This is a genomic window from Paenarthrobacter sp. Y-19 (assembly GCF_029223985.1).
Taxonomy (GTDB): Bacteria; Actinomycetota; Actinomycetes; order Actinomycetales; family Micrococcaceae; genus Arthrobacter; species Arthrobacter nicotinovorans.
In genome coordinates this window covers 4,054,685-4,074,014 of sequence record NZ_CP119414.1, presented here as the reverse complement: position 1 = coordinate 4,074,014, position 19,330 = coordinate 4,054,685, and the positions used below count along the sequence as shown (strand labels likewise).

Genomic DNA, 19,330 nt, shown 5'->3' with positions numbered 1-19,330 from the left:
GCACCTTGGCGATCACCGCCGTCGAACACCACCATCCCGTGGATCAATATCCACGGGCTCCATAGAAAAGGAGCTCCACGATGGCTAAGGCTGAACTCCGTAAGCCCAAACCAAAGTCCAACCCCTTGAAGGCCGCTGACATCACTGTCATCGACTACAAGGACGTAGCACTGCTGCGCAAGTTCATCTCCGACCGCGGAAAGATCCGCGCTCGTCGCGTTACTGGCGTTACCGTTCAGGAACAGCGCAAGATCGCCCAGGCAATTAAGAACGCCCGCGAAGTTGCTCTGCTGCCTTACTCCGGCGCTGGCCGCGGCTAAGGGAAGGGATTAACTAACATGGCAAAGCTCATTCTGACCCACGAAGTAACCGGTCTCGGTGCTGCTGGCGACGTTGTCGAGGTCAAGGACGGTTACGCACGTAACTTCCTGCTGCCCCGCGGTTTCGCACTGACCTGGTCGAAGGGTGGCGAGAAGCAGGTTGAGTCCATCAAGGCTGCCCGCGCTGCTCGTGCCCACGCTTCCGTTGAAGCTGCACAGGCACAGGCCCAGGCTCTGTCCTCCAAGAAGGTCAAGCTCGAGGTGAAGGCCGGCGAGTCCGGTCGTCTCTTCGGTACCGTCAAGCCGGCCGACGTCGCTGCTGCTGTTGAGGCCGCTGGCCTCGGCGCCATCGACAAGCGCAACGTTGAACTGCCGAACCACATCAAGTCTGTCGGTTCGTACCAGGCCAACGTTCGCCTGCACGAGGACGTTTCCGCTGTCATCGACCTCGAGGTCGTTGCAAGCAAGTAGTCTCTGACTGCAAGAAAGGCCCCCGCTACCGGATTCCGGTGGCGGGGGTTTTTCTGTGCATCGAAGTGACAGTTAATGCCAATGTTGATGCGGCAAAGTCAATTGGTGGGAGCAACGCTGGGGGTTAGGCCGCTTGTAGCAGCTGGTTTAGCCGGTTGGCTGGGGTCTCGAGGTTCAGTGTTGGTCTGGGGCGGCGGTTGAGTTTCGCTGCGACCAGGCGGATGTCCTCGGGGGTGTGCACTGAAAGGTCAGTGCCTTTCTCGAACCAGAACCGCAGGAGCCGGTTGGTGTTTTCGTTGGTGCCGCGCTGCCAGGGCGAGTGCGGGTCGCAGAAGTACATCGTCGTATCGAGAGCGGTCTGGATTTTTGCGTAGTCGGCCAGTTCGGTGCCGCGGTCCCAGGTGATCGACCGGCGCAGGTGATCCGGGAGGAGGCCATCTCCCGGATCATCGCGGCGGCAACGGTTTCCGCGGTGTGGTCCCCTGGCAGGTGCAGCAGGATCGTGAACCGGGTTGAGCGTTCCACCAAGGTTCCGATCGCTGTCCCGTTGGCGCCGATGATGAGGTCACCTTCCCAATGCCCGGGCACTGCCCGGTCCTGGACCTCGGCGGGACGTTGGCTGATCTTGAAGGCCTCTTTATAGGGGCTGCTGGCGCGCCGGTCAGTGCCGTGGGGGATGCGTTGTTTGCGTTTCAGGCTGAGCTTTTCGGCCAGGTCCGCCCGCAGGTTCCCGCGGGTTTGGACGTAAAGGGCCTGGTAGATCGTCTCGTGGCTCACCTGCATAGTCTGATCGTCACCGAAGTAATACGCCAACATCGAGGAGATCAGCTTCGGACTCCACCCGTCATCCATCCAGACGCCGATCAGCCGGCACAAACCCTCGTCCTTGGCCAGCCTGAAGGGTTTGGGACGGCGCCTGTCCTGATGCGCTTTGGCGTGAGCGACCGAGGCGTAGTACTTCCCGTCCGCGCTCGTGTGGCGTTTGACCTCCCGCCAAACTACGGACTTATCCCGCCCGATCAATGCGCCGATCTTCGCGTAACTGAGGCCCACCCGCACACCCATCTGGATCATGCCTCGCTCTTCCAGACCCAACGCACGGCCAGGGCCCCCGACTGAAGGAGCAGGATCGGCAAGACCTCCGGTAGCACCCCGGTTCACGGTCATCATTAGGCCAGACTGAACCCACCAATTGTGCCCGGTAGCGTGCACCGCCCCGACACGCCGGGCAGCAGTACGAACAGGCATCCCCGCACACACCAAATCAAGAAACTCAGTACGCGCAGCCTTGGGGAACAACTTGACCATAAAACGCTCCATCAATCAGAGCGTTGCAACGACCCTATGACTTTGCCTGCCTGGAACTGTCATTAACTGCCACCTCGGGGAGGGGCTAAGGCGTGTGGTGCTCCGTCATCACGTGTTTGTAGCCGGCGCGGATCATCTCTGCCAGCACATCCCGATCCACGTCGTCCAGCTTGTTGAGGTACAGGCAGGCCGTGCTCGTCTTGTGCTTGCCAAGCTCAGGGAGGAGCCTGTCGGCGTCGGGCCCTTCCGTGACGCCGTACAACACCAGGTTCGCTTTTCGCGGCGAGAACCCGACGGCGGGGGCGTCGCCTTCGCGGCCGGTCTGGTACTTGTAGTGGTAGCTGCCGAACCCGACAATCGTGGGACCCCACATGACAGCTTCCTGGCCGGTGGCTTCGCGCATCATCTCCAGCAGCTCAACGCCGTCCGCACGCCGGGTAGGGTGCTCGACGGCCGCCAGGAATTCCTCGACCGACACGTCCGTGGGCTGGGTCTTGTTCTCTGCCATGTTCGTAGTTTTGCAGACGCAGGTCACGGCCGCCAGCACCCCGGTGATAGCCTTCCCGGATGACTTCAGAAGCTTTCCGCGCCCGCCCGTTCCACCAAGTGGACGTCTTCTCCGACCAGCCGTACCGGGGAAACCCCCTCGCCGTCGTGGTCGACGCCGAGGGCCTCAGCACAGAGGCAATGCAGCACTTCGCCAACTGGACCAACCTCTCCGAGACCACGTTCCTCCTTCCGCCGACGGATCCCGCAGCGGACTACAGGGTGCGGATTTTTACCGGCAGCGAGGAGTTCCCGTTCGCAGGGCATCCCACCTTGGGGTCCGCGCACACCTGGTTGCAGTCCGGGGGAGTGCCCAAGGCCGACGGCGTTGTGGTTCAGGAATGCGGCGCCGGCCTGGTACGGGTGAAGTACGACGCCGGACGGCTGGCTTTCGCCGCTCCGCCGCTGACGCGTTTCGGTCCGGTAAGCGAGACTGAACGCGCCCAACTGGCTGCAGGGCTGAGCCTTCCCGAGGCTTCGCTTCTGGATGTGTCGTGGCTGGTCAACGGCCCGGAATGGATCGGCGTGCTCCTTGAATCAGCCGAACAGGTGCTGGCCCTTGAACCTGATTTTGCTGCGATGGGCGACCTCAAGGTTGGCGTGATCGGCCCGCATGAGCCAGGTGCAGCTGCCGATTTCGAAGTCCGCACGTTCGTTCCGGGTGACGCCATGGTGGAAGACCCCGTAACGGGCAGCTTCAACGCGGGAGCGGCCCAGTGGCTGATCGGTACCGGGCGTGCACCAGCGGAGTATGTCGCGGCCCAAGGAACGGTCCTTGGCAGGGCCGGACGCATCCATGTCTCTGCCGAGGATGACGTGATCTGGATCGGTGGGGAATCGACCACCTGCATCGAGGGCAGCGTGCTCCTGTAGCTACTTCATATCGGTCCTCGGAGCACGGATGTCGCTATGCAGTCCCCGCCACCAGCAGTATGGAATTGATAATTGAGGAGATGACGAAGAGTACGGCGAGGCGGCCGTTGGGAGCCCCGAATACTCTGCGGGCAAGCACTGCGTAGAGTGCGGCGGCGATGGCCCCGAACAGAATTCTCAGCCAAGTTTGTCCCAGCATCAGCGTCGCTGCCGGTTCAAGAAACAGACCCACGAAAAGCGTCGTCAGCATGAACGGTATCTGGCCCAGCAGCACCCAGAGCCAGCTTGTGCGCAGTGTTGGCACCTCGACCCCGACAATGAACTTGTAGATCAGCCGCAGTGCAAGGGCCTGGAGGAAAGATGCCACCATGCTCCAAAGAAGTACGCCTACGCGCATGAAAGTGAGCAGTACTTCCTGGCTGGAGAACTGGTTGTATTGGGCATTCTCGCTGACCAGTTGTTCAAGCCTGGGGCCTGCCGCGTATTGCGCCGCCGCGGTGTAGGCGAGAAGCAGGCAGATTATCCAGACGGCGTTGATCTTGGGTGCTCCAGGAGCCTGAAGGGATTCGTGGGACGGGGAGGGGTAGCTCGGGGTCATCGATTACCTTTTCAGTAGTGCGTACTCAGCCCATTCGGCCACGGCGGCCAGAACGTAAAACACGGTGAAGGCGGCGATGGTGCGCATTATCGCTGGGAGGAACTTCGTCCGAATGCCTTCCTTCCTGAGGACTGCAACCAGCGTCGGCCAGAACAGGCGAGCACCCTGGATTGTCATCACCCACGCAACGATCTCGAGCGGGACGTGGACCAGTGTGAGTGCAACGGTCTGTCCCAGGCCTGCCGAGGCGACACTTCCCACCAAGCCCATCCCCAGATAGAAGCCGTTGGCAAGCATCATGATCCTCGCACCGTATTGCGTCAGGAGGAGGGCGACCAATGCCAAGGAGAAATTGTGGGCAAAAATTTCGTTGGCCGTGAGGGCGGTTCCATCAGTAACGGGCTTCCAGGTAAACAGCGATGCAAATAATCCGCCCGCCACCACCGTAATGACTGGCGGGACCAGATCCTTGGCAAAAGACGGGAAGAGCCCGCTTAGCGAACTGTAGAAAGATCGGAAGCCCGAGGGCCGCGCAGGCAGCTGGGATGCGTTCAAGCTGCGACTCCAGCCTCGGACAACCTCACCTTGCGGTCCTGCCCGATGGTGAGATCGTAGTCCGTCCATCGGTCCTCTTCATGGGTGGCCAGGATGACAAGACGATCTTGGCCCGCGGCCAGGAGGGCACTGCGGGCAGCTTTGGAACCATCCCGGTCCAGCCCATTAAGGGGTTCGTCAAGCAAGACAACATCCGTGTGCTGGAAGGCCAATGCCGCTGTAAGGACGAGTCGTTGGCGCTGGCCAAGTGAAAGATCACTGACCTTGGTAGCCAGCATCCCATCGGTGAGGAGCCCGTTGTCTGGGATGGGTCCGGTGAGGGGCCTGATCATGTCAAGCAATTCGCTCGCTGTGAGGTAGTCGAGCGTCAGGTATTCCGTGTCGAGATAGACCGCGTTGAACCTGTTCCGCCAGTCGGGGACAGTTCCGCAGGATGAATGGATCACGCCGCCGAGCAGTTTCAGCAGAGTCGTCTTTCCGCTCCCGTTGCTCCCACGGAGGGCCACCACGCCTCTTTCCGGCAAGTCGATCTTCGTGCTGGCGAAGATGACATTGCTTCCGAAGGCGTGTTCAACGCTCGTCAGGGACTTCATGGTTCCTCTGTTTCTGTTGCTGTCAGGTTGCGTAACCACGATGGTGTATCTGCCATAAGAACGCCGAAGAGCAGCGCGGCTACTATCACCAAGGCGCCAGCGACGGCGGCCAGCCATGCTGGCTCTGCCGCTCCGGGAATGATGCCTCCCAGGACCCCGGAAAGCACGACAGCCATCCCGCCGCACAGAGCTGCGCCCAGGCCTGCCCTTGAGCGTTGGGACAGTTCGGCGATACGCGACGCCGGCAGGACCGCTGTCTTCCGCTGGATGATTAGGGCATCAGCGGCGATTTCAAAGACGGCCAGAGCGGCCAGGAGCAAAGCCGACTGCGGATTTCCGTGGAAGAGCAGAGTTGCGATGAGACACGCCAAGGCAGGCAGTACAAGCACGGCATTGGTAAACAGGCTTCTGAGTAACAGCGCCCTTGCTTTCCCGGGGACAGTGCGGAAAACGAACAACCCAAATCCTAGAGTCTCAAGTGACGACGTCCGCACGAAGCCTGACCTGAAAAGTATCATTCCCAGGAAGAACACAGCAATGGATACAAAAGGCGCAACTCCGGGCCAGGGCGTATTTTCACCAATTATGAGTGCTAGTGAAGCCAGAAGTACTATACCGCCAGCCTTTATGCCCATATCCAGGAATAATCCCCGTGACTTGAACGCATAATTATGGGCAATTCCTGTGAACAAAAGGGGGGTTCCTGATGCCGTAAGGACCACCGAGGCCAGGGTAACTGCCAAGCCAATCGCGTACTGGTCTTTGCCGCCGGAGAAAATGATGAGCGCGGGAGATTGGGCTATGAGCATGATGACGCTCCCTGACGCCGCTGCTGCTGCAATGATTCCGGGCGTCCAGACCCACGATCTGCCGTTTGGAAGCAGGGCAACCGTGGCTCCAGCCAAGCCAAGGGTTGCCAGTACATTGATCAGGCTGCCCCAGTGGAGGTTCTGGACTGCCAGCATCAAAGCCAAGCCGATGTCCGGGATGGCCATCCCGGCGCGCATGCCGCATCCCAGCGCTCCCGATACGGTAGTCCACTGCCGGTGAGCCCGCCGGAAGCGACGCCTCGCCTGTAAAAGCCCCAATGCCAGCATGACGCCGGCTATTGTGGTCAGGTCCGGAGCGTTGAGCGGAATACCCAAAGGGGACAGGCCGGCGTGGGGTGCTGTCCATACAAGGCCAATCACTATGACAAGCAATGTTGCAGCCTGTCCTGCCGTCACTACGGCTTTGCTGGCGCCCAGGCTGAAGCGGAACCCAAGGTCGTCAAGGACACCTTGAAGGCGGCTGGATCTGCGACGGAATTCGTTGATATACGTGGCATGGCATCCGGTAAGGGCCACAGCGAAAGCACTGCGCCAGCGTGGCTGGGTGCTAAGTGGATCCATTGTGGCCCCCTCCGGGTTCACTTGCTGCGGTTTACCAGGCCACGAACTGCTTCAGTGCCCAGCGCTTGACGAGTCCGAAGATGACGCCTGCGAGGGCCGTGCCGATTCCGAACGAGGCGACGATGCCTGCAGCCAACGCGGCCCAGGAAAGTGCGTTGAGCGCGAAGTACAGATTGGTCGCCAGACCCGAGGAGATGCCGAGGGTAGCGACGGCCTGGAATACCACGGACAAGGTTGCGAACAGGGCAGCCGTCACGCCGCCGACCTTAGCCGCCTTGGCCACGGCTGGGCTGATATCACGCTTAACTCGCGTAATTGATGCCGACATGGAAATGCTACTTTCAATATCATGCGAATGGATTCTTCTGGATCACTTGATAGGGCTGTTTGTCTTCGGCCGAATGACATTTGCAGCCAAGAAGGAGCATTGCGTACGAAGTTGTGCCGGTCAACCCCATTATTGGTCCGGAGAAGGATTAGGGTGCAGATGTTTGAATCTACAAGTTTCAACAAATCGCGTAACAATTATGTATTTAGTGCCCTAGGGGATGATCTTTGCAATTTCGGCGTCATGAATCTGGCACTGGCCTCACTCAGGAACATCACCTGCGCTCCCGTAGACCAGCGGGGGCAAAAAAGATTTAAAAAAGTTTCAAAACCTGTGACACGGACGGCGTGCTACTCATACATATTGCGGGCATGGTGAGTAACACCTACCTCTGTTGACAGGGCCCGACCTTGCTCCTGTAGCGCCCCGGCCCTCACGCCCGCTTGGGTCTGGACAGCACTGCAACCATGACGATGCCCGCACTGAACAGGGCCTGGACCATCCCCACGGCCCACGGAGTGTAGCCAAGATAGAGCCCTACCAGCAGCGGAACCATGGCCAGGATGGTCACGTCGAGTCCGCGCATCAGGGAACCCAGCTGGGCGCGTGGAACGGGGCCGAAGGGCGTGTCCACCGGGGGAGCCGACCAGTCCGGCGCGGCTTTGGTGGCTGAACGGAGCGATCCCGCACCCATCCCGATTCCTGCCAGGGCGCCTACCGCAATCAGGGCAGGATCGGAAGCGCCCAAAAGAACCAGGAGCCCACTGAGGGCGGCCATCCACACGGCCATGGCCAGGCACGGCATGAGGGCACGGCTGCTGCGGACCAGCGCCGGGTGGAGGGGGAGTAACGCATCGAGTTCGGGCACCAGTGCCGCCTTGCGGGCCACGCCGCCCATGCCGGAAGCCGTGGCGCAGCCGGCGATGACGATGATGCCCAACTGCGCGAATTCGGGCAGGCCGCCTTCGACCAACAGCATGGCGACGCAGGCCACCAGCCACAGCAAAGAAGATAGCAGGGGCGGATTCAGCCTGAGGAATGCCACAACATCCGCCCGGATCAGCGCCCGAAGCGGACCTCCGGCCGGGCGGGCGAAGAAGCCCGCTGCCCTGCCGCCGTCGACCGTTTTCCGACCGGCGCCCAGCGCACGCAGTACCTCGTTGGAATCCATCATGAACAGGGAAGCTCCGGCATGCCCGGCCACCGCCCCGCCGCGGATCAGCTCCTCGCTGCGCACCTCACCCGTGCGCGGACCCGCAAGGACCAGAAGTACGACGGCGGTGGCTCCGGCCAGCGCTGCCGGCCAGGGAGATTCAGGGAGCGCAGGAAGGACCGCGCAGGCAAGGAGCACGACCATGGTCATCGCGCGGCCAAGCCGGGGTCGGACCATGCCGAGCTGCTGGAAGGCCGCCAACGCCACGGCGATGACCCCGGCCGCAGCAAAGGTGACTGATGCAAGAAGATGCCCAATGGGCGTGCGGTCAACAGCGGTGACCATGCTGAACGGCAGGAAAACAATGGCCAGGCCGGCCGAAGTGAGAACCACTTTGCGCAGGAATGGGGGCAGGACCATGGGGCGGCGGTCGATGGGGAGGGACAGCCACCAGGTGCTCTCAGGTCCACCCACCGTGACAGGACCGAGCTTCCGGGCGAGGTTGGCCACGATCAGCAGGAAGGCGTACGTCACGGTCGTCCACAGCACGGACTCGGGGAGGACAAGCCACTGTTCCCCGATGATGCTGCTGCCCGCGGAGCTGCGGTCGGCGATCTCGTTGCGGAGGGCCAGTACGAACGAGGCCGCGATGGTCAGCGAAACGGCAATGCCAAGTCCCCAGCTGTACGCGTCGACGAAGCGTTCACTCAACGAAATCCGGCTGCGCTTGTAACGCCGGGTGGTGCTGCGGGTAAAACGGACGATCTCCGCGGCGAGGTTACGGTCCGCCGTCGAACCATCAACTGTCAGTAACTCAGGACCCGGCAATGATCGACGCTCCCCGCTCGGGCTCCAGCTCGCGGACTTCATGGTCGATGACCAGGCAGGAAGAGGCCGTGGCGAGCAACAACTCCGGATCGTGGGTCACCAGCACCACGGCACCGCCGTTCCGGGCGTGTTCAGCGATGCGCACCCCGAGTGCCACCCGCATCATCGGATCGAGGCGCTGTTCCGGCTCGTCAAGGATCAGCAGCGAGGATGGACGGATCAGGCCTGCTGCGAGGAGGAGCCTGCGTCGTTGCCCGGAAGAGAGGGCATCCGGGATCGCGTCGGCTCTGCCAAGAAGTCCGAAGAACCCGAGTTCTTCTTCCACCCGCCCTTCAGGGTCGGCTACGGAATGGCCGCGGGCAACGAGGAGCAGGTGCTCCCTGACCGTGAGCGAGGGGAAGAAGAGGTCGTCGTCGAAAACGGCCGCTACCTGCCGACGGAACGGCACCGCGTCGGGATCGATGAGGAGGCCGTGGACTCTCACGTCTCCGGCCAGGGGAGCCTGGCGACCTGCGATGGTCCTGGCTACCGTCGACTTCCCGGCACCGTTCACCCCCACGATTCCGAGGACTTCGCCGGCAGCCACCGAAGCGGATACCTCTCCACACACTGGAGCTCCGGCATATCCCACAAGCAAGCCTTCGGCTTCCAGTACTGACCCCATGGTGCAACCCTACCGGCGGAACGGGCGCCGGCTCCCGGTAGCGTTGGGCATGGGGCGCGCGGAACCCGGGCGAAATGGACGAATGCGGGAGTGCCGGCTTGCCGGCGGAGTTGGAGAAATGATGAGGGACTTCGAAACCCTGATTGCGGAGGCCACGGAAGCCGACGTGGATGGCTGGGGGTTCGGATGGCTGGATAAGCGCGCCACTGAAGAGCGCCCGCCCTGGGGGTTCGCCGCGTTGCAGGCAGACCGCCTGGCCCAGGTCCGAAGCGCCCTGGACCTGGACACCGGTGGCGGAGAAGTGTTGTCAGAGGCCCGCAGCTTTCCCGAAAGGATGACAGCCACCGAGGCGTGGCCACCCAACGCCGCCCGCGCCCGGGCCTTGTTGGGACCGCGGGGCGTGCAGATCGTGGAGCCAACAGCCGGCGATGCGCTACCTTTCCCTGACGGGTCGTTCGAACTGGTCACTGCCCGGCACCCCGTCAGCCCGGACTGGAATGAGATCCACCGCGTCCTGGTCCCCGGCGGCCACTATTTCGCCCAGCACGTTGGGCCGGCGTCGGCCTTTGAACTCATCGAATATTTCCTGGGACCGCTGCCCGAGCAGCGGAAGGGCCGCGACCCGCAGGCCGAGGTTGCAGCAGCAGAAGCCGCCGGGCTTACCGTGACGGACCTCAGAACGGCCCGGTGCCGCATGGAGTTCTTTGACGTGGGTGCGGTGGTGTGGATCCTGCGCAAATGCGTGTGGTGGATCCCCGGGTTCTCGCCGGAACGGTACCTCGACCAGCTCAAGGAACTGGATGGCCGGATGAGATCCGGACATCCCTTCGTTGCGCACTCCACCCGGCACCTGATCGAAGCGCAGCGGAAAGCGGGAGCAACACAGTCTGGGGACAGTTAGAGGAGTGACCGCGCTTCCAGGTCTTCCATGGCCCAGCTGAGGATTCGGAGGTCGAAGGGATCGCGTTCCAGGATCCCGAACAGGTAGGCATCAAAGTCCAAGAGCATGGCATTTCCGCCATTTGCCCAGTACCAAGCCCATAGATCGTCAAGGGTGATCTCATGCTCAAGGACGAGTAGTCGTGCTGTCTGGCGTGAGTCCATGGGATTTCCCCGCTGCTGCCGCAGCACCACGCCGCATCCAGCTGATCGACAAAGGTTCACATCTGGGAACCCATTTTCATGGTTTCACGTTCGCTGTATATCCGAAACCCCCACGGGTTGCGAATACTATGGGAACCTCCGAGGGATACAACCGCCTGAATAAGGGACCTCGCAATGAATCAGGAGTACATCGTGGATTCTGCCCGGACCTTTGAGTCGATCGTTATCATTTTCAATCCCAACAGCACGGGGGATGCGCCGGAGCTCGCGCAGCAGTTGCAGGAGAAGCTGAAGGAACTCCTCACCTATCAGCCCGAGATCACCCTCCAGCCGACGGAGCACGCCGGCCACGCCGTGGATCTGGCGCGGGAAGCGGCGGCCAAGGGCGGGGACGTCCTCGTGGTCTCGGTGAGCGGCGACGGCGGCTACAACGAGGTCGTCAATGGCGTCATGCAGGCTGGTAACCCCAAGGCAGTATGTGCTGTCCGGGCGGCAGGCAACGCGAATGACCACAGCCGGATCATGGCCACCAAGCCCTTGGAAGAGGCCATTGCCGAGGGGCATGTCCACAACATCGACCTTCTCCGCATCCACACAGGGCAAAAAGGTGACGAACCCCTTGAATATGCGCATTCGTACATCGGCTTCGGTTTGACCCCGGTGGTTGCCACGGAACTGGAAAAGGGCAGCAAAGGCGCACTCAAGGAAATGGTCACTGTCATACAGACCTTCTCCAAATTCGAGCCGTTCGCCATCCGTTTGGCCGACGGAAAACGCCGCAAGTTCGACAGCCTGGTCTTTGCGAACATCCACGAGATGGCCAAATACGCCACCTTGAGTGAAGCCGACGGGCACCCGTCGGACGGCAAGTTCGAGGTCATCACCTTCCCGCACATGGCCAAGTGGCGCGTGCTCCTGACTGCCTTGAAGGCCACCACCCAGGGCCTGGGGGACCAGCCCAGCGTGAGCAACTACGAATTCACCACCCTCAAGCCGCTTCCTTACCAGATGGATGGCGAGGTGAAGAGCGTGGAGGCCAACGTCAAGGTCACGGTGGAGTGCGCTCCCCGCGCCCTCGCAACACTCGGATAAGGCTCTTAGCCTGCAGGTGCGCAGGCGGCGGTGACAAAGTCGTAGATGCGACCACGCAGGTCATTTGATGCCGGGACCTTTATCAGGCCCTGCCGTCCTCCGAGCCTGATCCTGAGTGGCAGGAGCGTGCCCACTTTGTCTTCGGCGACGGCATGGGGGTCGCAGCGTGCCGGGCGGATGGTCAGGGCCAGTTCCTGTTTGTCCGTGCCCACGGTGACGTTCGTGGGCCAGGGGTTACCGGGGGACTGCGCCAGCAACGTAGTCTCGTCGATCGATTCGATGGTGAGGCTTTGTGGCCCCCCGCCCTGCGTGGCCGGGGTGATGATGAGTCGCACGACGGCGGTCCGTCCGTCCGTTGCCACCTTCAGTTCGGGGTCCAGCACCATGGTGGCGACGGCGGCAGCTTCAGTTGCGATGCAGAGTTCGGTTGCGTTTCTGGTCAGCACCCCGAAGGGGTCGGTGGCCTCAGTGGTTTCCTTCGTGGCTTCCTTGCCGGGTTCGGAGTACTCCAAGGTTGCTCCGGTCGGCGGCTCGGAGGTGTCTTGTGCTGCTCCGCAGGCCGCCGCAGGCAGTGCTGTGGGCACAGCTTTGGGCTGTCCCGGGGGCAGTTCGAGGCCGCTTTCGGGTCGCTGCCAGAGAATCTCTTCCTCATAGAGGGGCGAACGAAGCCGGGCAGAGGTCACTGTCAGGGGCGTGGCCGTCGTGTTGGTGAACTGGATCTGGATGGCTTGCTTGCCGTACTGGTCACGGGACTGGTTGACTTCCACGGCGATGGCGCTGGTGCTCGCCGAGGGCTGCGGGGAGGCGGCACCGGAGTCGCAGGCGGACAGGGCAGGCATCATCGCCGCCAGGACCAGAAACCCGGCAAGGACACGCCCTTTTCGGCACACCATGCGATCAGTGTAGGCGCCGCTGGGAGCGCGGGTACGATGTCGCTGACGCACAGCTTTCAACTCCGCCCAAGGAGTTGCCATGAAAGGCGGTATCCATGTCATTCCAGGCTTACCTCGACGCCATTGAGGACAAAACAGGCCTCACGCCGCGGCAATTGGTCGAGATCGCGGAAACCAAAGGCTTCAGCGACCCCTCGGTGAAGGCGGGCACCATCCTTGAATGGCTTAAGGCGGACTACGGCCTAGGCCGCGGCCACGGAATGGCCTTGGTGCATGTCATCAAGAAGGGAGCGCAGATCGACAGCCGGCACGTGGGATCCGAGGGAAGCCACCGGGACGAGTCGGACATGCTCTGGTTGGACGGCAAGGCCAGCAAGCCGTCATCGTGACCGCTGGAGGTCACTGGCCATGAAGCACTAAGCATGCTTAGCTTAGTGTCCACTGCACCATCCGTACGCGCGCAGAAAGGTTCACATGTCTACCGTGACGCAGCTGTTCAAAACCCCTGCCGCAGATGTTTGGAAGGTTGTCCAGGAGGGCTGGCTGTATTCCGGGTGGGTGGTTGGCGCCTCAAGAATCCGTTCCGTTGACGACCATTGGCCGGAGAAGGGGTCCGGGCTTCGTCACTCCGTGGGCTCCTGGCCGTTCCTCATCGACGACAGCACACGCGTGACCGCCGTCGAACCCGGGCGGATGCTGGAGCTTCTCGCGAGGGGCTGGCCCCTGGGCGAAGCCACAGTGCGCATCACCTTGGAAGACGTTGGAGACTCGCAATGCAGGGTTTCCATTGCCGAGGATGCCGTGCGTGGACCGGGCAAGATGGTGCCCAAGAAGCTGCGTGATCCCGTTATTGCAGTCCGGAACCGCGAAACCCTCAGACGGCTGGAACTCATGGCCCTGGGCGGGGCCGGGCGGCACAGCTAGGAGCGCACCACCCAGTCGAAAGCGTCGGCCTTGGATCGTGCGCCCTGCGCTGACTTGGAGCGGTTCGGCTCATCAAGCTCCGCCAGCAACGTCTCCGACAGCACCACGAGTTCGCCAAAGATCCCCGGGGTCAGCCAGTCCGGGCGGGTCGCGAACAGGATGTCCTCGCTGGAAGTGTTGCCGCTGGCACCCGGGGCAAAGGGGCAGCCGCCAAGACCCCCCAAAGCGCCGTCCACCATGGCAGCTCCTGCCTGGATGGCTGCGAGGGTATTTGCCACGCCCAAACCCCAGGTGTCGTGGCCGTGATAGACGATCCGGCGGGCAGGGGATTCGTCCCGCACACGTGCCACCAGTCCGGCAACCTGGGCAGGAACCGCCTGGCCCAAGGTATCGCAGATGACAATGTCCGTGGTGCCCTCGGCGCGGGGATCATTGGCAATCGAGAGTATGCGTTCTTCGGAAATGTTGCCCTCAAACGGGCAGGTAAAAGATGTTGCGATGCACAGCTGGATCTGCCCGTTCACGGCGCGTGCGTATTCGACGGCCTCGGGCAGGGCCGCCAGGCTCTGATCCGTGGTGCGGCCGATGTTCGCCTTGTTGTGGGAATCCGAGGCGGACAGGCAGTACTGGAAGTTCCGCGCCCCCGCAGCCGATGCCTTCGCCACGTGGCCGGGGGTGGCTACCCAGATCCAGCACTTCTCCAGTTCCTCCGGCGTAAGCGCCTGGACGACCTCCAAGGTGTTGGCCATGGTGGGAACCAGGTCGGCGCGGGCCATGGAGCCGAGTTCAATGGCGGGCACGCCCAGGCGCAGCAGCTCCCGGACGGTTTCGATCTTCTGCTCAGCCGTCAGGAGCTTGCCCGTGAGTTGCAAGCCGTCGCGCAGAGTGACGTCCCGAAGGATGGCTTGGCCCAGTGTTCCGGCAAGGGGGTTCTCAACGTGGTTCATGAGCGTACTGCTTCCTCACGGCCGGATGCGGCATCGATTTGGCCCGCACTCATGCCCAGCAGGCCACCGAGGATCTCCTGGGTGTTCTCACCGAGGTCCGGCCCGAGGTTGCGGATAGGCAGGGATTGACCGCCGATGACGGGCACAATCCCGGGGAACCCAACGCCGGGGATGGTCTCCTCGCCCGTGGAAACATCGAATTTCTGGATCATGTTCCGTGCCGCGTACTGGCTGTCGTCGCTGATGTCCGCCGCTGTGTAGATGGGTCCCGCGGGGACGCCGGCGGCTTCCAGCACGGCCAGGGCTTCGGCGGCAGGCAGCGTGGCCGTCCATTCGCCAATTGCCTGATCGAGCTCTTCACGCCGGGTCCAGCGCCCGGCATTGCCCTGCAAATCCGGGCGTTCGGCCAGGTCCGGGCGTCCGATGGTCTGCATGTACCGCTGGAAGATCGAATCACCGTTGCCGGCCACCACGATGCTCGCGCCGTCCCCGCACACGTACGCGTTGGAGGGGGCAATGCCTTCCATCCGCCCACCCACGCGCTGACGGTCCACGCCGTAGGCCTGGTAATCCGGAATCAGTGATTCCATCATCGAAAACATGGCCTCATGCAGGGCAACGTCAATGACGCGTTCGGTGAGGGGAACGCCGGAACCCGGGTCCCGGCGTCGTGCTTCGCGTTGGAAGAGGCTCATGACGGAGCCGAAGGCGGCGTACAGTCCCGCGATCGAGTCTCCAATGGAGACGCCGACGCGCACCGGTGCGCGGTCCGGGTCGCCCACCAAGTTGCGGAACCCGCCGTAGGCTTCGGCGACGGCGGCAAAACCGGGCCGTCCGGACAGTGGCCCCGTCTGCCCGAAGGCGGAGATACGGGTGACGATGAGCTCGGGGTTTGCCTCGTTCAGGACTTCCGGGCCGAGGCCCCACTTTTCCAAGGTGCCGGGACGAAAGTTTTCCAACAGGATGTCGCACTTCGCCACAAGCTCCAGGACCGCCTGTTTGCCGGCATCCGTGCGGAGATCGAGGACCACTGACTTCTTGTTCCGGTTCAGCGTCCGGTAGAGCATGGAGGTGGTGCCCTTGTGGAGCCGCCAGTTGCGCAATTCGTCACCGGTTCCCGGACGTTCCACCTTGATGACTTCGGCGCCGAAGTCGGCAAGGAGCCGGCCCGCGGTAGGAGCCGCGATGTAGTTGCCGAGCTCCAGGACCCGGACGCCGTCCAGCGGGGCGATTGTTTGCTCTGTCATGGTCTTCTTTCGTGCGTGGCTGGCGAGGGCAGCAGTAGGGAACCCCTTACACTCTGGCACGGTATGGCCGGCTCCACCATCGTCACGGCCGTTGGCGGGCATTGTCGGTGACGGAAGTAGACTCACGCTATGGGTTTCCTGATCCGGACCGCCACCGAGGTGGACGTTCCCGGCATCGTCGCGGTGGAGCTGGCCGCTGGCCGGACCGCGCCCGCCGCCGCCCGGGCGTTCGGGCTGAGGATCGGCAGCGCCATCGCTGATCCCGGGCGTTTGGTTCTTGTGGCCGGGATGCCTCCGGACGTACCGGCGGGCGGAGGCTCCGCCGTCGTGGGTTGGGCCAAAACGCACCAATGGGATTTCCCGGACGGATCGGCGCCCGCCGGTCATTATCTGGCCGGCATCACCGTGCTGCCGGATTTCCGACGACGAGGGCTGGCCCAGGAGCTTACCGAAGCAAGGCTCCAATGGATTTGGCAGCAGGCCGGCGACGCTTGGTACGTAGTGAACGCCCGCAACCAGGCCTCGTTGGCACTGCACCGGAAATGGGGGTTTCGTGAGGTCGCGCGTGGCCCGGGTTTTCATACGGTGACGTTCGACGGCGGTGAGGGCGTCCTGCTCTCGGCGGCACGGCCGCTGTCCTGATCCCATCCAACGGCTCCCCGCCTTAGCATGGGTCCAGGGATGCGCCGACTGGGGGAGTGTGTGATGGGGCCTTTGGATTCGATTCAAGCCAGTGCAGGGAAAGCCGAAACGGCTCAAGTGCCACCGCGACCGAAGGTTCCACGACGTCGCACCTCACGGCTGCGGAAGCTCGAGCTGGCCATCCTGGTGGTGTTGGTCCTGGCCTTGGCTCTTTCCGCTACGCCCTGGCCGTCGGCCTTGCTCATCCGCAGTGTTTTTGAACGGGGTGCCCAAGCCACCATCGACGAGATGACGCCTTACGTTCCCGACACGCCCCTGGAAACCCAGGCCGGTGTTGTCTACAAGCCAGGCTCCACGTTTGACGTTTTCAGCCCGCAAGGCACGGCGGCTCCCCTTCCTACGGTCGTGTGGATTCATGGGGGCGCCTGGATTTCCGGGGCACAACGCGACGTCAATCCCTATCTGCAGATTCTGGCGGCCAAGGGCTACACCACGATTGGGATGAGCTATGCGATCGCGCCGGAGGCCACGTACCCGACCGCTGTGCGGGACATCAATGAAGCCCTGGCGTATATCAAGGCGCACGCCGCCGAGCTCAATGTGGACACCAGCCGCATCGTCCTCGCAGGGGACTCCGCCGGCGCCCAGCTGGCCAGCCAGATGACCACGCTCACGGTGAACCCGGAGTATGCCAATCTCATGGGAATCCAGCCGGCCCTCCGGAAATCGGAGCTTGCTGCCACCATCCTGCATTGCGGTGTCTACGATCTTCGCGCCATGGCTGACCTGAACGGCATCGTGGCGTGGGGTTTCAAGACTTCCCTTTGGGCCTACACCGGCACCAAGGATTGGTCTGCCACGTATGCCGGGGCCACCATGTCTACCATCGACTTTGTCACCCCCGGTTTCCCGCCGACGTTCATCAGCGGCGGCAACGGCGACGGCCTCACTTGGCTCCAATCCGTTCCGTACAGCAACCGACTGAAGGACGCCGGGGTGCCGGTGACGGAGCTGTTCTGGCCGGCCAATCATGAGCCCGAGCTGCCGCACGAATACCAGTTCCACTTGAATTTCAGCGAGGCGCAGGAGGCCCGGGACAGGACGTTCGATTTCCTGGCGCGGTATACCGCCAAAGTATCTCCATGATGGAACTATTATGGGGGAATGGCTGATTCCCCTGAACGTCGGATAACCCGCACTCCCCTCCTCTTCTGGGCTTCTGTTGTCTGTGCCGCGGTACTGGTCCTGGTGCCGGCATGGATGCTTGCGGGGAACCCGGCCGTACTGCGGGGCCACCCCTTGCTTCCGTCGCTTTTGGTGACTGCCGCCGTCGTCGGGCTCTTGTGGGGCTTGCTGCTGTGGCGGCGTCGACGCGCACAACGGCCGCGTTCTGTCGTGCGGACGGTCGGGTCCTGGCTTGGGCGCGTGGCGGTGCTGGCGCTTGTGGCAATGCTCTTCTGGCTCAATCCATTCGCGTACCAGCCACCTGCTGACCAGGCCTCAGGCCCGGCGTCCAGCTTTTCGATCACCGAGGACCCGACGTCGATCGTGCTGACTCCCGAGGCTAGTGAGGTCAGTACAGGCTTGGTGTTCTATCCGGGCGCCCGGGTTGAAGCCCGCGCCTACGTGGACCTGCTCAAGCCCGCCGCCGATGCCGGGTTCCTGGTGGTCATTCTGAAAGAGCCCCTGAACCTCAGCTTGCTAAACGGAGACCAGGCCCGCAGCGCCATGGCCGCCCACCCCGCCATCACCACGTGGGCAGTGGGAGGCCACTCGCTCGGCGGGGTAAGTGCCAGTTCCTTCGCGCTTGGCAACGCCGATGTGGACGGGCTGCTTCTGTACGCCTCCTACCCTTTGGAATCCCTCCGGGAGCGTGCGGGGCTGATGGTCGAGTCCATTTCCGGAACAGAAGATGGCCTCAGCACTCCGGCGAAGATCGAGGCCTCCCGCGACTTGCTGCCGGGTGACACCAGGTTTGTCGCGGTCCAAGGCGGGAACCATGCCTTCTTTGGAAATTACGGAGCGCAGCCCGGAGACGGTCAGCCGGGCGTGGACAGGTCCGTGGCGCAGGCGCAGATCGCCGCGGCTACTGTGGAGTTCCTGCAGCAACTCAAGACTCCGTAGGCCAGGAGGGAATACTTCCGGAAGGGCCCCTGTTCTTAGATTTAGATGCAAATGCATGTAAGCTGGATGAACAAGCAACAGGAGAATGCCATGGAAACCCGCCGCATCACCGTACTTTCCGCCGGACTCGGAGTCCCGTCGTCGAGCCGCTTGCTGGCGGACCAGCTGGCAGCTTCTGCCGAGCGGCAGCTGCGCGGAGCCGGCTATGAGGCGAAGATCGACATCGTCGAGCTGCGCGACCTGGCGGTGGACATCGCCAACAACTTCGTTACCGGCTACGCCGCACCGCGCCTCGCGGAGGTGATTGCCGGCGTCGAGGATTCCGATGCCATCATCGCCGTCAGCCCCGTCTTCAGCGCCTCTTACAGCGGTCTGTTCAAGTCGTTCATCGACGTCCTCGATCCCAAGTCGCTGGACGGCAAGGCCGTACTGCTGGGCGCGACGGGCGGCACCGACCGCCACCAGATGGTCCTCGACTACGCCATGCGGCCCCTGTTCAGCTACCTGCGCACCAGGATCGCGGCTACGGGCGTCTTCGCGGGGCCGCAAGACTGGGGAAACACCGACGACGGCGCCTCGCCACTTTCGTCGCGGGTGGACCGCGCCGCGGGTGAACTCGTGCAACTGCTCAACGGCACGCAGCCGCATCGCAAGGACAACGCCCTCGAGTCGTTACCGTTCGAGCAGCTGCTGGCCGGAATCTCAGCCGGCAGGTAGGCCGAACTTTTA

23 protein-coding genes and 1 pseudogene are annotated in these 19,330 nt (G+C 62.7%); 11 read left to right on the top strand and 13 right to left on the bottom strand.

What is annotated here, in order from left to right; translation table 11 throughout:
- Positions 1–80 precede the first annotated feature (80 nt).
- Both rpsR and rplI read left to right on the top strand, forming a co-directional pair.
- Complete coding sequence (gene rpsR, locus PYR64_RS19185; RefSeq protein WP_003800144.1) at positions 81–320, top strand: 30S ribosomal protein S18; 240 nt, start codon at positions 81–83, stop codon at positions 318–320.
- Between the two features lie 18 nt (positions 321–338).
- Positions 339–791, top strand: coding sequence for a 50S ribosomal protein L9 (gene rplI, locus PYR64_RS19180; RefSeq protein WP_018778531.1), 453 nt, complete (start codon positions 339–341; stop codon positions 789–791).
- Between the two features lie 124 nt (positions 792–915).
- On the opposite strand, the pseudogene PYR64_RS19175 reads toward rplI, so the two are convergent.
- Together PYR64_RS19175 and PYR64_RS19170 are read right to left on the bottom strand one after the other, a co-directional pair.
- Positions 916–1,856: pseudogene (locus PYR64_RS19175) on the bottom strand (IS30 family transposase).
- Between the two features lie 328 nt (positions 1,857–2,184).
- Entirely contained in the window at positions 2,185–2,607 is a 423-nt protein-coding gene (locus PYR64_RS19170) for a DUF1801 domain-containing protein (protein WP_275777066.1), read from the bottom strand.
- A 59-nt stretch (positions 2,608–2,666) separates the two neighbouring features.
- On the opposite strand from PYR64_RS19170, the gene PYR64_RS19165 reads away from it, so the two are divergent.
- Positions 2,667–3,518, top strand: coding sequence for a PhzF family phenazine biosynthesis protein (locus tag PYR64_RS19165; protein ID WP_275777064.1), 852 nt, complete (start codon positions 2,667–2,669; stop codon positions 3,516–3,518).
- Between the two features lie 34 nt (positions 3,519–3,552).
- Here the strand turns inward: PYR64_RS19165 and PYR64_RS19160 are convergent, their stop codons facing one another.
- The 7 genes from PYR64_RS19160 to PYR64_RS19130 all read right to left on the bottom strand — a co-directional run bounded on the left by PYR64_RS19160 (position 3,553) and on the right by PYR64_RS19130 (position 9,628).
- Positions 3,553–4,116, bottom strand: a complete 564-nt coding sequence (locus PYR64_RS19160) for a hypothetical protein (RefSeq protein ID WP_275777062.1) — start codon at positions 4,114–4,116, stop codon at positions 3,553–3,555.
- 3 nt (positions 4,117–4,119) lie between these two features.
- Positions 4,120–4,671 (bottom strand): hypothetical protein, encoded by a 552-nt coding sequence (locus PYR64_RS19155; RefSeq protein ID WP_275777060.1) that lies wholly within the window; start codon positions 4,669–4,671, stop codon positions 4,120–4,122.
- Complete coding sequence (locus PYR64_RS19150) at positions 4,668–5,264, bottom strand: ATP-binding cassette domain-containing protein (RefSeq protein WP_275777058.1); 597 nt, start codon at positions 5,262–5,264, stop codon at positions 4,668–4,670. Before PYR64_RS19150 ends, PYR64_RS19155 begins: the two co-directional genes overlap by 4 nt.
- Complete coding sequence (locus tag PYR64_RS19145; RefSeq protein WP_275777057.1) at positions 5,261–6,655, bottom strand: hypothetical protein; 1,395 nt, start codon at positions 6,653–6,655, stop codon at positions 5,261–5,263. The genes PYR64_RS19150 and PYR64_RS19145 overlap by 4 nt, the downstream gene beginning before the upstream one ends.
- Before the next feature lie 31 nt (positions 6,656–6,686).
- Entirely contained in the window at positions 6,687–6,938 is a 252-nt protein-coding gene (locus PYR64_RS19140; RefSeq protein WP_275777056.1) for a hypothetical protein, read from the bottom strand.
- A 478-nt stretch (positions 6,939–7,416) separates the two neighbouring features.
- Positions 7,417–9,006: a DUF6297 family protein gene (locus PYR64_RS19135; RefSeq protein WP_275777053.1), complete on the bottom strand. Its 1,590-nt coding sequence runs from the start codon at positions 9,004–9,006 to the stop codon at positions 7,417–7,419.
- The gene (locus PYR64_RS19130) at positions 8,951–9,628 is read right to left on the bottom strand and encodes an ABC transporter ATP-binding protein (RefSeq protein ID WP_018779439.1); all 678 of its coding nucleotides are present in this window, start codon (positions 9,626–9,628) and stop codon (positions 8,951–8,953) included. The genes PYR64_RS19135 and PYR64_RS19130 overlap by 56 nt, the downstream gene beginning before the upstream one ends.
- A gap of 121 nt (positions 9,629–9,749) precedes the next feature.
- Here PYR64_RS19130 and PYR64_RS19125 point away from each other — a divergent pair, with 121 nt between their 5' ends.
- The gene (locus tag PYR64_RS19125) at positions 9,750–10,529 is read left to right on the top strand and encodes a class I SAM-dependent methyltransferase (protein ID WP_275780007.1); all 780 of its coding nucleotides are present in this window, start codon (positions 9,750–9,752) and stop codon (positions 10,527–10,529) included.
- On the opposite strand, the gene PYR64_RS19120 is transcribed toward PYR64_RS19125, so the two are convergent.
- Positions 10,526–10,732 (bottom strand): hypothetical protein, encoded by a 207-nt coding sequence (locus PYR64_RS19120; protein ID WP_275777051.1) that lies wholly within the window; start codon positions 10,730–10,732, stop codon positions 10,526–10,528. The genes PYR64_RS19125 and PYR64_RS19120 overlap by 4 nt on opposite strands.
- A gap of 174 nt (positions 10,733–10,906) precedes the next feature.
- Here PYR64_RS19120 and PYR64_RS19115 point away from each other — a divergent pair, with 174 nt between their 5' ends.
- Positions 10,907–11,824, top strand: a complete 918-nt coding sequence (locus PYR64_RS19115; protein ID WP_275777049.1) for a diacylglycerol kinase family protein — start codon at positions 10,907–10,909, stop codon at positions 11,822–11,824.
- A 5-nt stretch (positions 11,825–11,829) separates the two neighbouring features.
- Here the strand turns inward: PYR64_RS19115 and PYR64_RS19110 are convergent, their stop codons facing one another.
- Positions 11,830–12,717 carry a hypothetical protein gene (locus PYR64_RS19110; RefSeq protein ID WP_275777047.1) on the bottom strand — a complete coding sequence of 296 codons (888 nt, stop codon included), beginning with the start codon at positions 12,715–12,717 and terminating at the stop codon, positions 11,830–11,832.
- Positions 12,718–12,812: 95 nt separating this feature from the next.
- Here PYR64_RS19110 and PYR64_RS19105 point away from each other — a divergent pair, with 95 nt between their 5' ends.
- Together PYR64_RS19105 and PYR64_RS19100 are read left to right on the top strand one after the other, a co-directional pair.
- A complete protein-coding gene (locus PYR64_RS19105) occupies positions 12,813–13,106 on the top strand; it encodes a DUF4287 domain-containing protein (RefSeq protein WP_018779434.1) in 294 nt (97 codons plus the stop codon).
- An 85-nt stretch (positions 13,107–13,191) separates the two neighbouring features.
- Positions 13,192–13,641 (top strand): SRPBCC family protein, encoded by a 450-nt coding sequence (locus PYR64_RS19100; RefSeq protein WP_055974117.1) that lies wholly within the window; start codon positions 13,192–13,194, stop codon positions 13,639–13,641.
- On the opposite strand, the gene PYR64_RS19095 is transcribed toward PYR64_RS19100, so the two are convergent.
- Both PYR64_RS19095 and PYR64_RS19090 read right to left on the bottom strand, forming a co-directional pair.
- Positions 13,638–14,588 (bottom strand): hydroxymethylglutaryl-CoA lyase, encoded by a 951-nt coding sequence (locus PYR64_RS19095; protein WP_055974114.1) that lies wholly within the window; start codon positions 14,586–14,588, stop codon positions 13,638–13,640. The two genes, PYR64_RS19100 and PYR64_RS19095, sit on opposite strands and share 4 nt — an antisense overlap.
- Positions 14,585–15,835, bottom strand: a complete 1,251-nt coding sequence (locus tag PYR64_RS19090; protein ID WP_018779431.1) for a CaiB/BaiF CoA-transferase family protein — start codon at positions 15,833–15,835, stop codon at positions 14,585–14,587. The genes PYR64_RS19095 and PYR64_RS19090 overlap by 4 nt, the downstream gene beginning before the upstream one ends.
- 129 nt (positions 15,836–15,964) lie before the next feature.
- On the opposite strand from PYR64_RS19090, the gene PYR64_RS19085 reads away from it, so the two are divergent.
- The 4 genes from PYR64_RS19085 to PYR64_RS19070 all read left to right on the top strand — a co-directional run bounded on the left by PYR64_RS19085 (position 15,965) and on the right by PYR64_RS19070 (position 19,318).
- Positions 15,965–16,477, top strand: a complete 513-nt coding sequence (locus tag PYR64_RS19085) for a GNAT family N-acetyltransferase (RefSeq protein WP_018779430.1) — start codon at positions 15,965–15,967, stop codon at positions 16,475–16,477.
- A gap of 117 nt (positions 16,478–16,594) precedes the next feature.
- Complete coding sequence (locus tag PYR64_RS19080) at positions 16,595–17,623, top strand: alpha/beta hydrolase (RefSeq protein WP_275777043.1); 1,029 nt, start codon at positions 16,595–16,597, stop codon at positions 17,621–17,623.
- An 18-nt stretch (positions 17,624–17,641) separates the two neighbouring features.
- On the top strand, positions 17,642–18,601 hold the full coding sequence (locus PYR64_RS19075) for an alpha/beta hydrolase (protein ID WP_275777041.1): 960 nt from the start codon (positions 17,642–17,644) through the stop codon (positions 18,599–18,601).
- 90 nt (positions 18,602–18,691) lie between these two features.
- Complete coding sequence (locus tag PYR64_RS19070) at positions 18,692–19,318, top strand: FMN reductase (RefSeq protein ID WP_275780005.1); 627 nt, start codon at positions 18,692–18,694, stop codon at positions 19,316–19,318.
- The last annotated feature ends 12 nt before the right edge of the window (positions 19,319–19,330 follow it).

Excerpts from the sequence above, each read along its gene's own strand:
- PYR64_RS19135 (WP_275777053.1), bottom strand. The coding sequence starts at position 9,006 with ATGAAGTCCGCGAGCTGGAGCCCGAGCGGGGAGCGTCGATCATTGCCG.
- PYR64_RS19115 (WP_275777049.1), top strand. The coding sequence starts at position 10,907 with ATGAATCAGGAGTACATCGTGGATTCTGCCCGGACCTTTGAGTCGATC.
- PYR64_RS19145 (WP_275777057.1), bottom strand. The coding sequence starts at position 6,655 with ATGGATCCACTTAGCACCCAGCCACGCTGGCGCAGTGCTTTCGCTGTG.
- PYR64_RS19150 (WP_275777058.1), bottom strand. The coding sequence starts at position 5,264 with ATGAAGTCCCTGACGAGCGTTGAACACGCCTTCGGAAGCAATGTCATC.
- PYR64_RS19085 (WP_018779430.1), top strand. The coding sequence starts at position 15,965 with ATGGGTTTCCTGATCCGGACCGCCACCGAGGTGGACGTTCCCGGCATC.
- PYR64_RS19110 (WP_275777047.1), bottom strand. The coding sequence starts at position 12,717 with ATGGTGTGCCGAAAAGGGCGTGTCCTTGCCGGGTTTCTGGTCCTGGCG.
- PYR64_RS19160 (WP_275777062.1), bottom strand. The coding sequence starts at position 4,116 with ATGACCCCGAGCTACCCCTCCCCGTCCCACGAATCCCTTCAGGCTCCT.
- PYR64_RS19075 (WP_275777041.1), top strand. The coding sequence starts at position 17,642 with ATGGCTGATTCCCCTGAACGTCGGATAACCCGCACTCCCCTCCTCTTC.
- PYR64_RS19095 (WP_055974114.1), bottom strand. The coding sequence starts at position 14,588 with ATGAACCACGTTGAGAACCCCCTTGCCGGAACACTGGGCCAAGCCATC.
- PYR64_RS19120 (WP_275777051.1), bottom strand. The coding sequence starts at position 10,732 with ATGGACTCACGCCAGACAGCACGACTACTCGTCCTTGAGCATGAGATC.
- PYR64_RS19130 (WP_018779439.1), bottom strand. The coding sequence starts at position 9,628 with ATGGGGTCAGTACTGGAAGCCGAAGGCTTGCTTGTGGGATATGCCGGA.
- PYR64_RS19070 (WP_275780005.1), top strand. The coding sequence starts at position 18,692 with ATGGAAACCCGCCGCATCACCGTACTTTCCGCCGGACTCGGAGTCCCG.
- rplI (WP_018778531.1), top strand. The coding sequence starts at position 339 with ATGGCAAAGCTCATTCTGACCCACGAAGTAACCGGTCTCGGTGCTGCT.
- PYR64_RS19100 (WP_055974117.1), top strand. The coding sequence starts at position 13,192 with ATGTCTACCGTGACGCAGCTGTTCAAAACCCCTGCCGCAGATGTTTGG.
- PYR64_RS19125 (WP_275780007.1), top strand. The coding sequence starts at position 9,750 with ATGAGGGACTTCGAAACCCTGATTGCGGAGGCCACGGAAGCCGACGTG.
- PYR64_RS19090 (WP_018779431.1), bottom strand. The coding sequence starts at position 15,835 with ATGACAGAGCAAACAATCGCCCCGCTGGACGGCGTCCGGGTCCTGGAG.
- rpsR (WP_003800144.1), top strand. The coding sequence starts at position 81 with ATGGCTAAGGCTGAACTCCGTAAGCCCAAACCAAAGTCCAACCCCTTG.
- PYR64_RS19170 (WP_275777066.1), bottom strand. The coding sequence starts at position 2,607 with ATGGCAGAGAACAAGACCCAGCCCACGGACGTGTCGGTCGAGGAATTC.
- PYR64_RS19165 (WP_275777064.1), top strand. The coding sequence starts at position 2,667 with ATGACTTCAGAAGCTTTCCGCGCCCGCCCGTTCCACCAAGTGGACGTC.
- PYR64_RS19105 (WP_018779434.1), top strand. The coding sequence starts at position 12,813 with ATGTCATTCCAGGCTTACCTCGACGCCATTGAGGACAAAACAGGCCTC.